13 protein-coding genes and 1 rRNA gene are annotated in these 14,351 nt (G+C 62.4%); 11 read left to right on the top strand and 3 right to left on the bottom strand.

What is annotated here, in order from left to right; all coding sequences use genetic code 11:
* A complete protein-coding gene (locus tag H559_RS0106750) occupies positions 1 to 864 on the top strand; it encodes a lytic transglycosylase domain-containing protein (RefSeq protein WP_028452077.1) in 864 nt (287 codons plus the stop codon).
* A 127-nt stretch (positions 865 to 991) separates the two neighbouring features.
* Positions 992 to 2,419: an exonuclease domain-containing protein gene (locus tag H559_RS0106745; RefSeq protein WP_034640101.1), complete on the top strand. Its 1,428-nt coding sequence runs from the start codon at positions 992 to 994 to the stop codon at positions 2,417 to 2,419.
* Between the two features lie 10 nt (positions 2,420 to 2,429).
* Here the strand turns inward: H559_RS0106745 and H559_RS0106740 are convergent, their stop codons facing one another.
* Positions 2,430 to 2,813, bottom strand: coding sequence for an immunity 53 family protein (locus H559_RS0106740; RefSeq protein WP_155845325.1), 384 nt, complete (start codon positions 2,811 to 2,813; stop codon positions 2,430 to 2,432).
* An 84-nt stretch (positions 2,814 to 2,897) separates the two neighbouring features.
* On the opposite strand from H559_RS0106740, the gene H559_RS0106735 reads away from it, so the two are divergent.
* The gene (locus H559_RS0106735) at positions 2,898 to 4,181 is read left to right on the top strand and encodes a DUF445 domain-containing protein (protein WP_051279024.1); all 1,284 of its coding nucleotides are present in this window, start codon (positions 2,898 to 2,900) and stop codon (positions 4,179 to 4,181) included.
* 188 nt (positions 4,182 to 4,369) lie between these two features.
* On the opposite strand, the gene rlmD is transcribed toward H559_RS0106735, so the two are convergent.
* The gene (rlmD, locus tag H559_RS0106730) at positions 4,370 to 5,905 is read right to left on the bottom strand and encodes a 23S rRNA (uracil(1939)-C(5))-methyltransferase RlmD (protein WP_028452073.1); all 1,536 of its coding nucleotides are present in this window, start codon (positions 5,903 to 5,905) and stop codon (positions 4,370 to 4,372) included.
* A 126-nt stretch (positions 5,906 to 6,031) separates the two neighbouring features.
* On the opposite strand from rlmD, the gene H559_RS0106725 reads away from it, so the two are divergent.
* The 5 genes from H559_RS0106725 to H559_RS0106705 all read left to right on the top strand — a co-directional run bounded on the left by H559_RS0106725 (position 6,032) and on the right by H559_RS0106705 (position 11,447).
* Positions 6,032 to 6,532, top strand: coding sequence for a putative pterin-binding protein (locus H559_RS0106725; RefSeq protein ID WP_028452072.1), 501 nt, complete (start codon positions 6,032 to 6,034; stop codon positions 6,530 to 6,532).
* 20 nt (positions 6,533 to 6,552) lie between these two features.
* Complete coding sequence (locus H559_RS0106720; protein ID WP_028452071.1) at positions 6,553 to 8,742, top strand: ATP-binding protein; 2,190 nt, start codon at positions 6,553 to 6,555, stop codon at positions 8,740 to 8,742.
* An 80-nt stretch (positions 8,743 to 8,822) separates the two neighbouring features.
* Positions 8,823 to 10,409: a beta-N-acetylhexosaminidase gene (gene nagZ / locus H559_RS0106715; protein WP_028452070.1), complete on the top strand. Its 1,587-nt coding sequence runs from the start codon at positions 8,823 to 8,825 to the stop codon at positions 10,407 to 10,409.
* A 53-nt stretch (positions 10,410 to 10,462) separates the two neighbouring features.
* Complete coding sequence (locus tag H559_RS0106710; protein WP_162143301.1) at positions 10,463 to 10,807, top strand: hypothetical protein; 345 nt, start codon at positions 10,463 to 10,465, stop codon at positions 10,805 to 10,807.
* A gap of 154 nt (positions 10,808 to 10,961) precedes the next feature.
* Positions 10,962 to 11,447, top strand: coding sequence for a GNAT family N-acetyltransferase (locus tag H559_RS0106705; protein WP_051279019.1), 486 nt, complete (start codon positions 10,962 to 10,964; stop codon positions 11,445 to 11,447).
* 68 nt (positions 11,448 to 11,515) lie between these two features.
* On the opposite strand, the gene H559_RS0106700 is transcribed toward H559_RS0106705, so the two are convergent.
* The gene (locus H559_RS0106700) at positions 11,516 to 11,725 is read right to left on the bottom strand and encodes a DUF1289 domain-containing protein (protein WP_028452067.1); all 210 of its coding nucleotides are present in this window, start codon (positions 11,723 to 11,725) and stop codon (positions 11,516 to 11,518) included.
* Positions 11,726 to 11,912: 187 nt separating this feature from the next.
* On the opposite strand from H559_RS0106700, the gene H559_RS19260 reads away from it, so the two are divergent.
* The 3 genes from H559_RS19260 to H559_RS0106685 form a co-directional block, all read left to right on the top strand.
* Complete coding sequence (locus H559_RS19260; RefSeq protein ID WP_051279017.1) at positions 11,913 to 12,731, top strand: UDP-2,3-diacylglucosamine diphosphatase; 819 nt, start codon at positions 11,913 to 11,915, stop codon at positions 12,729 to 12,731.
* Positions 12,728 to 13,786, top strand: coding sequence for a glycosyltransferase family 4 protein (locus H559_RS0106690; RefSeq protein WP_028452066.1), 1,059 nt, complete (start codon positions 12,728 to 12,730; stop codon positions 13,784 to 13,786). Before H559_RS19260 ends, H559_RS0106690 begins: the two co-directional genes overlap by 4 nt.
* A 494-nt stretch (positions 13,787 to 14,280) precedes the next feature.
* Positions 14,281 to 14,351, top strand: a 16S ribosomal RNA gene (locus H559_RS0106685); the annotation flags it as partial.

Genomic DNA, 14,351 nt, shown 5'->3' with positions numbered 1-14,351 from the left:
ATGCAGCGGATGCGCGCCGGCCTGCTGCTGTGCCTGCTGTTTTCCTGCGTCGTCGCACAGGCTGCCGACGAGCCGCAGGAGGCCGCGCTCGCAGCGGCCACCCGGCTGGAAAACAGCGACCCCTGGCAGGCCGCCGTGCGCTACTGCCAGCTTGCGCGGCAGGGCGTGACCGAGGCGCAGTACCGGCTCGGCATGCTCTATGCCTTCGGTGGTGGTGTGGATGCCGACCGCAAGGTGGCGGCGACGCTGTTTTCCGCCGCCGCCATGCAGGGCCATCGCGAAGCGCAGAACATGCTCGATACCGTCGCCATCGCCGGCGAAACCCTGCCCGATTGCGTGACGACCGGCGCACTGCCGCCGCGCAGCAAGGCCTATGCGGTGGCCGGCTCGCCGGAGCTGGATGCCATTCTGGCCGGTTTGCCGAAAAACAAGCGCTGGGTGGCCGGCATGGTCGAGCGCATGGCCGGCTGGTACAACGTCGATCCGCGACTGGCGCTGAGCATTGCCACGGTCGAGTCGCGCTTTGATCCGCAGGTGGTGTCGCCGGCCAATGCCATGGGCGTGATGCAGCTGATTCCGGAAACGGCCGAGCGCTTCAATGTGAAGGACGCCTTCAACGCCAGCCAGAACATCCGCGGTGGCGTGCGCTATCTGCGTTTCCTGCTCGACCGTTTCGAAGGCGACGTGGCACTGGTGGCTGCCGGCTACAACGCGGGCGAAAAGGCGGTTGAGCGCTATCGCGGCGTGCCGCCGTACAAGGAGACGCAGCAGTACGTGAAGAAGGTGCTGCACCTGTATCGCTCACCCATGCACCGGCCCGACCTGCACCGCTGGCCCGGCCCGCCGCGCAGCCGGATTCTGTAAAACCTTTCCGGTACAATGAGCGCCTTGCCGGCCCGCATCTGCGATGCGGGTGTCCACCATCATGGGTATGTGGCTGTAGCCCTTTGAATAAAATGGTTATGGGCTGATACCCGGAGCTGTACTGTCGATGTCCAATCCCTATTACGATGCACCGCTGGTGCTGGTCGATCTCGAAACCACCGGCGCCAATGCGCTGCGTGACCGCATTACCGAGATCGGCATCGTGCAGATCGATGCGGACGGCTGCCGGCGCTGGAGCGCGCTGGTCAATCCGCAGCAGCCGATTCCGGCCTTCATCCAGCAGCTCACCGGCATCGACGACGCGATGGTGGCCGACGCGCCGCCCTTTGCTGATCTGGCCGACGAGGTGTTCGCCAGGCTGCAGGGCCGGGTGTTCGTCGCGCACAACGCCCGCTTTGACTACGGCTTTCTGCGCAGCGAATTCAAGCGCCTCGGCCGCAAGCTGGTTGCGCCGGTGCTGTGTACCGTCAAGCTCTCGAAGCAGCTCTATCCGACTGAGTTCAAGCACAGCCTCGACACGCTGATTGCCCGGCACGGCCTCGTTTTCGAGGGCGACCGGCACCGTGCGCTGACCGATGCGGTGCTGCTGGAGCAGTTTCTCGCGGTGCTCGTGCGCGAGCATGGCCGCGACACGGTGGCTGGCGCCATTGCCGAGCTGACGAACAAGCCCGCGCTGCCGCCGGGCGTTGACCCGCAGGTGGCCGACGAGCTGCCGGAAAGCGCCGGCGTGTTCGCCTTTTATGACGCCAGCGGGCAGGCGCTGCTGGTGGCGCGCGCGCCCAATATTCGCAAGCGCGTGCTGCAGTATTTCGCACCGGCCAAAAAGCTCGGCAAGGTCAGCCGTGACATGGCCAGCACGCACATCCTCCTGCAGCAGACCACTCGCATCGACTGGACGGAAACCGCGGGTGAATTCGGCGCCCTGTTGCTTGAACAGCGCTGGCTGCGCCAGCTTGCGCCGCGCCTCAACCCGCAAGCACGGCGCGATCAGGAGCTCTGCGCGTGGCAGCTGGAGACGCAGGATAATGGCCTGCTGCGCCCGCAGCTGGTGGCGCTGGACGGGCTGGATCTGGCGGCCGGCGATGCCCTCTACGGGCCGTTTCGCAGCCGGCGCGAAGCCCGCGCGCTGCTGAGCAAACTGGCTGACGCCAATGGCCTGTGCAGGCAGGTACTGGGGCTGGAAGTGCGCCCGAAAACGGGCAAGGGGTGCGCCGCCTGCGCGCTGGGCAAAACCGGCGGTATCTGCGTGGCCAGCGAGCCGGCAGCCGGGCACAACGCGAGGCTGCTGTTCGGCCTGGCCCGGCACCGTTTTGCCGCCTGGCCCTATCCGGACGCGATCGCGCTGCCTGAAGGCCCGGAATGGGCGCCTGCCCTGCATGTGATCCTGCACTGGTGCTATCTTGGCACGATTCACGATCCGGCCGAGCTGCCGGCGCTGCTGGCGGAGTCAGTGCCGCAGTTCGATGTCGACAGCTACAAGCTGATTCAGAAGGAACTGAAGGCGCGCGACGGCAAGGTGCAGCTGTTTTCCTAGCTCGGTGCAGTTATTGTTTGGGATCGGTATGGTCTGCTTTGGCCCAGTCAAGGAATATCTGCAGCAGGGTGTCCAGGTTTCTGGGACCTCCGTAAGCTGTAAATTTCTGGCTCTGGATCGTGCAGTGAAACCAGTGTTGCTCATCAGTCCCATTGCCGGCGTCACAGTTTACTGCCACCGCATCAAAGTACTTGCCACTTAGTTCTGTGCCTGCCAAGTCGACGACAAGCTTCCAGCCGGGATTGTCGAGTGTCTCGACACGGACGCCCTGACCATGTTCCCATTCGTCATTGCAATGAGCCAGATACCATTCCTGTAATTCGAGTAACGCTGACATGTGAAGGGGCGCAAAGGCTGAATTGTTCAGGGATGACCCAAGAATAACAAATTCCAATGAAGGCTACTGAACTTGGCATGCTGCGCCAGCCGGCTTTTTCTGGCTATAGTGGTGCGGACAAAAGAAGGGGGAGGGCAGGCAATGGCAAGCGAGCAGGATTCGATCGATACACGGCTGAAACGCCAGCGCCTGACGCGGGCACGGCGGCTGGCGCTGGGCCTCTTGCTGCTGGTCACCGCGCTTTTCCTGCTGGCGCAGTATCTGCGCAATACGCACCCGCTCTGGCCTTATGTCGCAGCATTTTCGGAGGCTGCGATGATCGGCGCGCTGGCCGACTGGTTCGCGGTGGTGGCGCTGTTCCGGCATCCGCTGGGTGTGCCGTTGACGCACACAGCGATCATTCCGAAGAACAAGGCACGGATTGCCGATAGCCTCGGCAGCTTCATTACCGGCAATTTCCTGTCGACCGAGCGGGTGCTGGCGGCGCTGCGCGATTACAACCCGGCCGCGCAGCTCATGCGCTGGCTGGCACGTCCGCAGGCGCAGCAATGGCTGAACGAGCTGCTGTTCAATCTCCTCAGCCAGCTGCTGCTGGCGCTGAACGACCGCCGTGTCGCCACCTTCGTCGGTGAAACGCTGCAGCAGCACCTGCAGCGCCTCGACATGGCGCCGCTGCTGGCGTCGCTGCTCGACGGGCTGGCCTACGGCAACCGTCACCACCGCTTGCTGGAGGAAGTGCTGCGCGAGCTGGACCGCCAGCTGGACGAAACCGATGTGCAGGAAAGGCTGGTGACTGTGGTTGCCGGCGAAATGAACATCCTGCGCTACATCAGCCTTGACCGTGCCGCCGCGCGCTATGTCACCGAAAAGCTGGTGCACGGCGTGCAGCGCGAGCTGCGGCTGGCCTGCCATGATCCGCAGCACGCGCTGCGCCAGCGGCTTGATGGCTGGCTGGTCGAGCTCGCCGTCCAGTTGCGGCACGATCCGCAGCTGCAGCAGCGACTGGTGCGTGCCCAGCATGAGCTGCTGGCGCAGCCGGCCTTTGCCGGGCAGCTCGAAGCCTTCTGGCAGAGCGTGGTCGACTGGCTGGCACTCGACGTCCAGCAGCCGGATTCGGTCATCCGCCATCAGCTGGAGGCCGTCACCGCAACGCTGGCAGTGCGCCTGCGGCGCGACCCCGGCATGCGGGCGTGGATCAACGAGCAGGTTGAACTGGCGGTGCCGCGCCTGCTGGAGCGCTGGCGCGAGCCGATTGCCGATTTCATTGCTACGCAGGTGAAGGACTGGGATGACCGCACGATGGTTGACCGGCTGGAGCTTAATATTGGTACCGATCTGCAGTACATCCGCGTGAATGGCACGCTGGTGGGCGGGCTGATCGGCCTGCTGATCTATCTGCTCGGGCAGTTTGTCGTCACGCTGTAGGTGTTTTTGCCCGATTGCCGCCCAGAATGGGCTGCGGCCCAGCTCCGGCGGGGTGCTGCCTTTTTGATGAGTATGTGGCTGTAGCCTTTACGAATAAATGGCTTGAATGGCATACATCGCCATGTATTGTGCGTGGCCAACAAAAAGGGGCGCAAACGGCGCCCCTTTTTGATCCTTGCATGATCCGCTCAGGCGTCGGATTGCCCACCTTCGGCGGCTTGCCTGGCTTCCCATTCGGCGCGGCGGGCTTCCTTTTCAGCAGCCTTGCGCGCACGGTTGGCGGCGAGTTCCGCTTCCTTGTCCGCTTTGCGTTTGGCCTCGGCTGCGGCCTCCAGCTTGCGCGCTTCCTTGGCGGCCTGACGCGCGGCTTCTTCGCGCGCTTCCAGGGCCGCCAGTTCCTCGGCATTCAGTCCCGGGCCGGTTTTTTCGAACCAGGCGATGGATTCCACATGCGTGGTGTGCGGGAACATGTTCATGATCCCGGCGGATTTCATCGTGTAGCCCTTCACGTTCACCAGCACATTGGCATCACGTGCCAGCGTCGATGGATTACAGGACACATACACGATACGTTTGGGGCCATTGATCGGGTCGATGGCCTTGACCAGCTCGATGGCGCCGTCGCGCGGCGGGTCGATCAGCATCTTGTCGAAATGGCCGAGCTGGTTCAGCCAGTCTGGGGTCATCTCGAACAGATTGGCGACCTTGAAATCGACCTTGTCTCTGAGCTTGTTGTGTTCCGCGCTCTGGAATGCGCGCTCGACCAGTTGCTGGCTGCCTTCCATGCCGAGAACTTTCGCGCCGCGCTTGGCGATCGGCAGCGTGAAGTTGCCCAGGCCGCAGAACATGTCGGCAATGGTTTCGCCCGGCTGCGGGTCGAGCATATTGATCGCGCGCTCGACCATGACGCGATTCAATTGATGATTCACCTGCGTGAATTCGGTCGGCTTGAACGGCATTTCGATGCCGAATTCCGGCAGTTCGTAGGAAAGCTGCGGTGCGTCGAGCGGGTAGAGCGGGTAGGCGGTGTCCGGCCCCTTGGGCTGCAGCCAGATCTGCACCTGCCACTCGTCCGCGTAGGCTTTCAGGATCGCTTCATCGGCCGGCGTGATGGCTTCCATATTGCGGAACACCAGCACGGTGACCTTGCTGCCGACGGCCACTTCGATTTGCGGCATGCGGTCGAAAATCGACAACTTGCTGACCAGCTCGCGCATGGCCGGCAATTGCTTCGCGACATGCGGCACCAGGATGTGGCACTCGGTCATGTCGGCGATGTAGGACGAGCGCTTCTCGTGGAAACCAACCAGCATGCCGCCCTTCTTGGCGACATGGCGCACCGACAGGCGTGCACGGTGGCGGTAACCCCAGGGGCTGCCATAGATCGGCGGCAGCGAGACTTCGGCCGAGACATTGCCGATGCGCTGGAGGTTGTCTTCCAGTACGCGCTGCTTGGCGGCAACCTGCGCGTTGAATTCCATGTGTTGCAGCGAACAGCCGCCGCAAATGTCGAAATGCGGGCATTTCGGCGTGACGCGCATGAAGCTTTCCTTATGGATGGCTGTCGCCTGCGCGTTTTCGAAATTGGGTTTCTTGCGGTAGCTGGAGAAACTGACCGTTTCAAAAGGCAGCGCACCGTCGATGAAAATGGTTTTGCCTTCATATCGGGCAATGCCGTGACCTTCGTGGTCCAGCGATTCAATCGTTGCGATCTTGTCGGCCATGTTCGGGGTATGAGCAAAATAAAGTGGCCGATTATACCTGCGTGCCCGGCGCATCGCTTGCGTAAAGCCGGCCGGCTGGCAACAATGAAGCCTGCTGAAAAATAAAAACATTTCCGGAGACACATTGTGCTGCTACGCAAACTGCTTGCCTTTTTGCTGCTTCTTGCCGCGTCCGCCCCGCCTGCGCTGGCGCTGGACAAGCCGCAGGGCGAGGTCATTCTGACGGTCAATGGCACCATTGCCAGTGCCAACCAGGCCAGTGCGGCCGTATTCGACCGGGCCATGCTCGAAAAACTGCCTCAGCAGAAATACACCGTCGTCGTGCCTTGGTTTACCGGTCCGCAGACTTTCGAAGGGCCGCTGCTGGCCGATGTGCTGGCGCAGGCCAAAGCCACGGGCAGGCAGGTGACCTTCAAGGCACTCAATGATTACAAGGTGACGTATTCGCTGGCCGAGGCCAAAAAGAACGGCGTGATTCTCGCCTTGCGCCATAACGGCGAGGTGATGACGCCCCGCACCAAGGGGCCGCTTTTCGTGATGTTCCCGTTTGACCGCAATGAAGCATTGCGGACTTCGGAGTATTACCAGCGTTGCGTCTGGCAGCTCAGCCAGATCGACGTTCAATAGCACAAGCACGCCTGCCTGCCGTGAACTATCTCCTGCATCATCTGCGCTGGATTGCCCTGGCCGCCATCGGTGCGCTGGGGCTGACGCTGTTTTTCGTGCTGCAACTGGAAATCCGGCAGCGCAACGAGTTGTCGCGGATGACCGAGTTTGCGGTGGAAAACCAGCTCTGGCAGGTTTTCCAGCTCGGCAATGAATACCAGCACCTGCGGGAAGAGGCACTGAAGCTGCGCCATGTGCGCAACCCGGATTCCTATGTGGCGGTCCGGCGCTGGCAGGACATTTTCGTCGGACGCATCACCATGTTGCGTGACCCGGCCTTCGCCGAACTGGCGCGCGGAACTCCCGAGCTGGCCGAACGGCTGGATTTGCTGGCGACGCGTGCCGAGGGAATCGATGCCTTCGTGGCTGCCATGGAACGCCCGCAGGGGCCGGAGCGCCTGCAGCGCGCCGTGTTTGCCCTGAATGATGATGTGGATTTCATCGTCCAGGCGGCCCGCACCCAGTTTGCCGAGCGCAATGCCGAGCGCAAGCAGCAGATCGATGGCATGGCGCGCACGCGCATTCTGCTTTCCATGCTGGAGTTCGGCATGCTGTGCGTGTTTGCCGCCTTCATGTTCTGGTCGCTGTGGCGCCTGGAGCGGCGTCAGCAGGAACAGCAGAAGATGGCGCAGCAGCTCAACGAGGCACTGGAAGTCGCGGAATCGGCCAGCCTGGCCAAGAGCCGTTTCCTTGCGCATGTCAGCCATGAAATCCGCACGCCGCTGACGGCCATTCTCGGTTACGGTCAGCGTCTGCGCGAGGCTGGCGGGCTGGCGCCAAGGCAGCAGCAGTGGCTGGAACGCATTGCTTCCAGTGGCGAATACCTGCAGAACCTGCTGGCCAATATTCTCGAGCTCAGCCGCATCGAGGCCGGCAAGGCCGAATTGCAGATCGGTGCGCTGTCGATGTCGCAGCTAACGCGCCAGCTCGATGCGTTGTTCCGCGAACAGGCCCAGCACAAGGGGCTTTACTTCGAAGTGCGTGTCGACCCCAAGGTGGATGATGTCCTGCAGCTCGATGCCGGCAAGGTGAGGCAGATTCTCGTCAATCTGATCGGCAACGCCATCAAGCTCACCAGCACGGGAGGGGTCAGCGTCAATTTCTGGCAGACGCTTGATGCCGGCAGCAATTCCTGGCTGCATGCCGTCGTGCGCGATACGGGGCCTGGCATTCCGCCGGAAGCGGCCGGACGGATTTTCCGTCCTTTCGAACAATCGCTGGATGGCAAGCGCGCGGGCGGCTCGGGGCTGGGGCTGGCGATCAGCCGGGAATTCGCCGAGCTGATGGGCGGTACGCTGCACTTCGACAGCCGGCTCGGTTCCGGTTCGAGCTTTTTCCTGCAATTGCCGGTGCAGCATGCCAGCGCTGATCTGCCAGCTGTCTGCCTGCCGGCGACCAACAGTCTCAGTGGGCTGCATCTGCTGATTGTCGACGATCAGGAAATGAACCTCGATCTGCTGCAGGATCTGCTGCAGCAGGCCGGAGCCAGTGTGGTCGCCGAATCCGACGGGTATGCAGCCCTGTCGCGCATGCAGCTTGATAACGAATTTGACGGCGTGATTGTCGATTACCACATGCCGTTGATGAATGGCCTGCAGCTGGCCAAAGCCATCCGCGCGCGCCAGTATCAGGGGCGGATTTTGCTGAGCACGGCCGGCCTGTTGCCGGACGAGCGTGACATGCAGGAGGCCGGTATTAGCGGCTCGATTGCCAAACCCTTCCAGCGCGATCAGTTGCTGGCGGCACTCGCGCCCATGGTCTCGGCGTGTGTTGCTGAGCATGCGGCCGCACTGGATGCCGACACGAGAGATGCCACTGCGGCTCCCGATTCCGGCGTGCCGCAGAATGTGCCGGTCTGGGCGCTGACACCTGCCGCGAATGCCCTGGGCTATGCCCCAGCCCGTTTTCTGGGGGTCGTCGAGCGTGGTCTGCAGCGAGTGGGCGATCTGCTGCAGGGGTGGCTCCAGGCGGGAGGCTGGGAAGAGCGCCAGCGTCTGGCGCATACGGCCAAGGGCATTGCCGGGCAGATTGGTGCCATCGCCCTGCAGCAGGCCTGCCTGCTGCTGGAGCAGGAGCCGGAGGATGCCACCCGCTTTGCCGATTGCCTTGATTGCTGGCGGCATGCCAGCGAAATCTGGCCGCAGACCCGGGACGATTGGCGCCAGGGCTGACTGCCCGGTACGCCGGGATCGCCTGCTCCGCTATACTTGCGCGCTGCGCCGCCGATGGCGCTGATTTCGCGGAGCGGAGCATGAATACAGCAGCATTGACGCTGTCGCAGAAAATCGGCCAGTTGCTGATGGTCGGTTTTGACGGACTGGCGCCCGATCACCACATTGAAAGCCTGCTGCAGCATGAGCAGGTGGGCGGTGTCATTCTTTTCCGGCGCAATGTCGAAAACCCCGCCCAGCTTGCGGCGCTGACGCGTGCCCTGCAGTCACGCAATGCCTTGTCCAGTTCCCTGCCGCTGCTGATCGGCATTGATCAGGAGGGCGGCATGGTCGCCCGTCTCGAAACCGGGCTGACCCCCCTGCCGTCAGCGCAGGCCTTCGCCCTGGCCGGCAGCGCTGCCGATTGTTTCGAGCTGACGCGCATTGCCAATGCCGAGCTGCTGCAAGCCGGCGTGAATGTCAATTTCGCCCCCGTGCTTGATGTGAACAATAACCCGCGCAATCCGGTGATCGGCGTGCGGGCATTCGGCAATACGGTGGCGACCGTCTGCGAGTATGGTCTGGCCGCCATGGCGGGCGTGAATGCAGGCGGCGTTGTTCCCGTCGTCAAGCATTTCCCGGGGCATGGCGATACCGAAGTGGATTCGCATCTGGGGCTGCCGGTGGTGAATCACGAGCGGGCGCGTCTGGATGAGGTCGAGCTGGCGCCGTTCCGTGCCGCTCTGGCGGCCGGTGCGCCGGCGGTCATGAGCGCGCACGTGGTCTTTCCGGCGATTGAGCCTGATCGCGACACGCCATCGACCTGCTCGCATGCCGTCCTCACCGGTTTGCTGCGGCAGGAAATGGGCTTTGACGGCGTGGTGTTTACCGATTGCCTGGAAATGGACGCCATCGCGGCGGGGATGGGGGTTGTGGCTGGTGCGCTGGCCGCTTTCCGGGCCGGCGCCGATGTGCTGCTTGTTTCGCATCGCCTTGACCGCCAGCGCGCCGTCCATGCCGCACTGCTGCAGGCCGTGCTTGCCGGGGATATTTCCGAGGCACGCATCGATCAGTCGGTCGCGCGCATTCTGGCGCTGAAGGCGCGCTACCGCATGCAGGACTGGGCCAACCAGCCGATCCCGCTGCCTGCCAGTCTTGCCACCGCGGAGACGCTCGCACGTTCTGCCGCGATTCACGCTGGCGCATTGCGCTGGGAGGGAATACCGGAGCCGCTGGATGCGAGCCTGCCCACGCTGGTGCTGCAGTGCGAAATCCGCCAGCGCACCGAGATGGATGAAACGGAAAGCCGCGAAGGCACGCTGGCCGCGCAGTTGCATGCAGCCGGTGTTCCGGTGCGTGCGATGTACCTGCCACTGGCGCCGGGTGACGCCGATCTGGCCGAGGTCCTGCGCCTGGCGCGCGATTTTGGCCAGATCATTGTTGTGTCCTACAACGCCATGCTGCAGCCGCGGCAGCAGCGCCTGCTGGATCAGCTCGCCAGTGAGGCCGCCGGCCGCACCTGGCTGGTCGCCGGCCGCATCAGTGGCGATCTGGCGTGCTGGCCGATGCTGCGGGGACGACTAACCTGCTTTTCCAGCCGGCCAGCCGCACTGCGGGCGGTTGCCGCGGCTCTGCTCGGGCAGGGAGCCACGCCTCTGGTCGAAAGCACCGGCACGACACGGCCATGATCCGCTTCTAGGGTTATAATCGCCCCCTTGCAGGCCAAGGGGCGGGAGAAATGATGAACAGAATGCAGTGTTTGCGCGCGGGAGTGACCGCTTTCATGGTGGCTGCACTGGTGGCGACGCACGGCGTCGCGCTCGCGGAAGATGCGCCGCTGCCTTTTGACGAGCCGGCCGCCGCCGCGCCCTTGCCTAAAAAGAAGGTTGCGCAGGCTCCGGCGCCGCAGACCCGCGAGTCGTCCGGCAGTAGTGCCAGAAAATCCTATGGCACGAGTCGCAAATCGGGTAAATCCAGGGCCAGCCGCCAGTCCGGCAAGCACAAAAGTGCAGCCAAGCCGGCAGCGAAATCTTCCGGCAGCAAGAAAGCGACGAACAAGTCAGCGGCTTCGAAAAAGAGGCGCTAACGGGTATTGCTCTGCAGCCTTTCAGATTGTTGGGTTGTGGTGGTATACCTATCAGATGGCGGCGCAGTCCGCCATTTTTCATGCCGGCAGGCCGGGTGATGGCGAGCGGCGTTAATGGTTTGCCGCCTGCAGGCGGAGCTGGGAGGGACGATTCATGCAGATTGTGAGTATCGGTGCGCAGGACTGGGAATCCGTGCGCGAGGTACAGGCACACGCCTATCCACCGGCGCTGCATGAGGCTGTGGACGTGCTGCGCGACAAGCAGCGTCTCGGGCCGGAAAGCTGCTGGTGCGTGCAGGACGATGGCCGTGTCTGCGCCTATCTGCTGGCCCATCCCTGGTCAGGAGCATTGCCGCCGGCCTGGGGAAAGAACGGGCTGCAAATGCCCGGGGAGGTTGACCAGCTTTTTCTGCACGATATGGCGATTCTGCCGCACAGGCAGGGACAGGGGCTGGCTGCCGCCTTGCTGGTACAGGCCAGTGACTGGGCCCGGGGGCAGGGCTTGCCACGGCTGACACTGGTCGCCGTGCTGGATGCCGCCGGCTACTGGCAGCGGCAGGGGTTTGTTCCGGTCGAGCCGGCGCAAGTGGTGCCGGCCTATTACGGGCCCGATGCGCAATTCATGCAGAAGCTGCTGTAGCACCAGTAAAGCCGGGGGGGCTCATCTGCGCTGGGGGGATGGGGTGTGCTGGCTTTTTCGTTGCCGCTTCAGCCGCGCCGCTCCCACGGCGGCACCAGATTCCGTTCCGCCCAGAACTGCTCCAGCCTTTGCCAGACTGCCTCTTTTTCGTCGTCGCCAAGCATGACCCACATCGCAACTTCCTGCACGGAACGGCCGCAGCCCCGGCAGACGTCGTCGCCCAGTGCGGTCGAGCATACGGCGATGCAGGGTGTATCGGGGCGTTCAGGCTTGGACATGGCGGTTCTGGGGCGCTGGCGAATCGCTGAAAATACCATGCGGACGCTGTTCGTGCATGCCCGGCCCGCCAGGTGGTGCCATGTCATTGTTTTGTCGCGATAAAGCCATTCTGATGTCACAAATGCTTCGCTGAACCGTCATGTGACGCCGGCATGATAGCCGCATGAATTCCACTCGGAGTCATGCATGGGCGATCTGCCACGACTGAAGTTCCGCAGTATCTGGATTTCCGATGTCCATCTGGGTACTGCCGGCTGCCAGGCCGGCTATCTGCTCGATTTTCTCAAGCACACCGACGCCGAGCATCTCTATCTGGTTGGCGACATCATCGACGGCTGGGCGCTCAAGCGCTCCTGGTTCTGGCATCAGAGCCATAACGACGTCATCCAGAAAATCCTCCGCAAGGCGCGCAAGGGCTGCAAGGTCACCTTCATTCCCGGCAATCACGACGAGGCTGCCCGCCAGTTCCTGGGGCTGATGTTCGGCGAAATCCGTATCGAAGACGAAATCATTCACACCACGGCCGATGGTCGCCACTTTCTGGTGCTGCACGGCGACCGTTTCGATGGCGTGGTGCAGTGTGCCCGCTGGCTGGCGGTGGTCGGCGACCGGCTGTATGGCATCACCCTGACACTCAATCACTGGTTCAACCGTTTGCGCGCCCGGCTGGGGCTGGGCTACTGGTCGCTGTCGCAATACCTGAAGCACAAGGTCAAGACAGCGGTCAATTTCGTGACCGATTTCGAGGAAGCCGTCGCGAACGAGGCACGCGATCGCGGGCTGGATGGCGTGATCTGCGGTCATATCCACAAAGCCGAGATGCGCGACATCAACGGCATTCTGTACTGCAACGATGGGGATTGGGTCGAAAGCCTGACCGCGCTGGTGGAAATGCCGTGCGGCGAGCTGCGCATCCTGACCTGGCAGAAATACTTTTCCGAGCAAAGCGCCGAAGTGCGCGCCTTTACTACCCTAACTGCAACCACTGAGGATCTTGTCGCATGAAAGTACTGATCGTAACCGACGCCTGGGAGCCGCAGGTTAACGGGGTGGTTCGCACCCTGAAGCAGACACGGCTTGAGCTGCAGAAGGCCGGGCACCAGGTCGAAGTCGTTTCCCCGCTTGAATTCCGCACCATCCCGTGTCCGACCTATCCCGAAATCCAGCTGTCTCTGTTTCCGGGGCGCAAGCTGCGCGATCGCATCGAGACTTTCGCGCCCGATGCCATCCACATCGCCACCGAAGGCCCGCTCGGGCTGGCTGCCCGCAAGTACTGCAAGCGCAAGAAGCTGCCGTTCACCACGGCTTACCATTCACGCTTCCCTGAATATGTGCAGCTGCGCTTCGGCATCCCCTTGTCCTGGACCTACAAATTCCTTGCCAACTTCCATAACGATGCCTGCGCGGTCATGGCGCCGACCCGCGTGGTGGTCAGTGATCTGGAAGCGCGCGGTTTCAAGAATGTGGTGATGTGGTCGCGCGGTGTTGATCTGGACATCTTCAAGCCGGGGCACCGCGACAAGCTGCAGACCCGTCGGCCGATCTTTGTCTATGTAGGGCGGGTTGCCGTCGAAAAGAATGTGGAGGCCTTCCTGCAGCTCGACTTGCCTGGCTCCAAGTGGGTGTGCGGCGACGGCCCGGCAGCCGCCAGCCTGCGGGCCAAGTATGGCGCCGAGCAGGGCGTGAACTGGCTGGGAGTATTGAACCAGCAGGAGCTGGCCGAGGTATATAACGCGGCGGATGTCTTTGTCTTCCCGTCCAGAACCGATACCTTCGGACTGGTGCTGCTCGAGGCGATGGGCTGCGGCTGCCCGGTGGCCGCCTATCCGGTGACCGGGCCGATCGACGTGATTGGTGTTGATGGTCCCGGCGCACTGAAGGAAGACCTGCGCGAGGCGTGCCTGGATGCGCTGAAGCTGGATCGCTCCGAGGTGAGACGTTTTGCCGAACGCTATTCCTGGGCTGCAGCCACGCGGCAGTTCCTCTCGCACCTGCATCCGTTCACGCCTGCCGCGCAGGCCGAGCTGACGCTGGTCATGCAGGGCGCTGGCGGCGAATAGGCAGGGGCTTGCATCCACAAACAAAAGGGCGATGCAATGCATCGCCCTTTTGTTTGTGGGGTATCAGGTTGCGGCCTTCGCATTCCAAGGGTCTCAGACCATTACTGATGGCTGTATCTTGCACGGCGCCGGAGTGGCCGGTGTTGGCGGATGCAGCGTGGCTGGTAATGGGGGTGAATCTGGCACCCGACCGGTGCTTTTCAAAACAAGCACTTGTCGCACTGGTTGATGTTTTTGTGGTGCGGGGTGTTGACGGGTTTGGAGGTGGCCGGTATAGTTCGGCCTCTCTGCTGCTGACGCAGTGAAGGAAACGAAGCGAAACGAAGAGTTTAGCGAGTTTTTCTGTGTCAGGGCAACGATCTTTAACAATCTACAGCCGATGAGTGTGAGTGCTTGGTTTGACCGGCACTCGCACTTAAGACAGAAGTAACAAGTACACACTTGTTGATTCTGAGTTTTAAGCAAGCGAGCGCAATTAAGTAGTAACAGTGATTAAACGAAAGAGTTTGATCCTGGCTCAGATTGAACGCTGGCGGCATGCTTTACACATGCAAGTCGAACGGAG

It is taken from the genome of Chitinilyticum aquatile DSM 21506 (assembly GCF_000430805.1).
GTDB lineage: Bacteria > Pseudomonadota > Gammaproteobacteria > Burkholderiales > Chitinibacteraceae > Chitinilyticum > Chitinilyticum aquatile.
The sequence above is the reverse complement of the archived record's forward strand: the minus strand, read 5'-3'. Positions and strand labels throughout refer to the sequence as shown.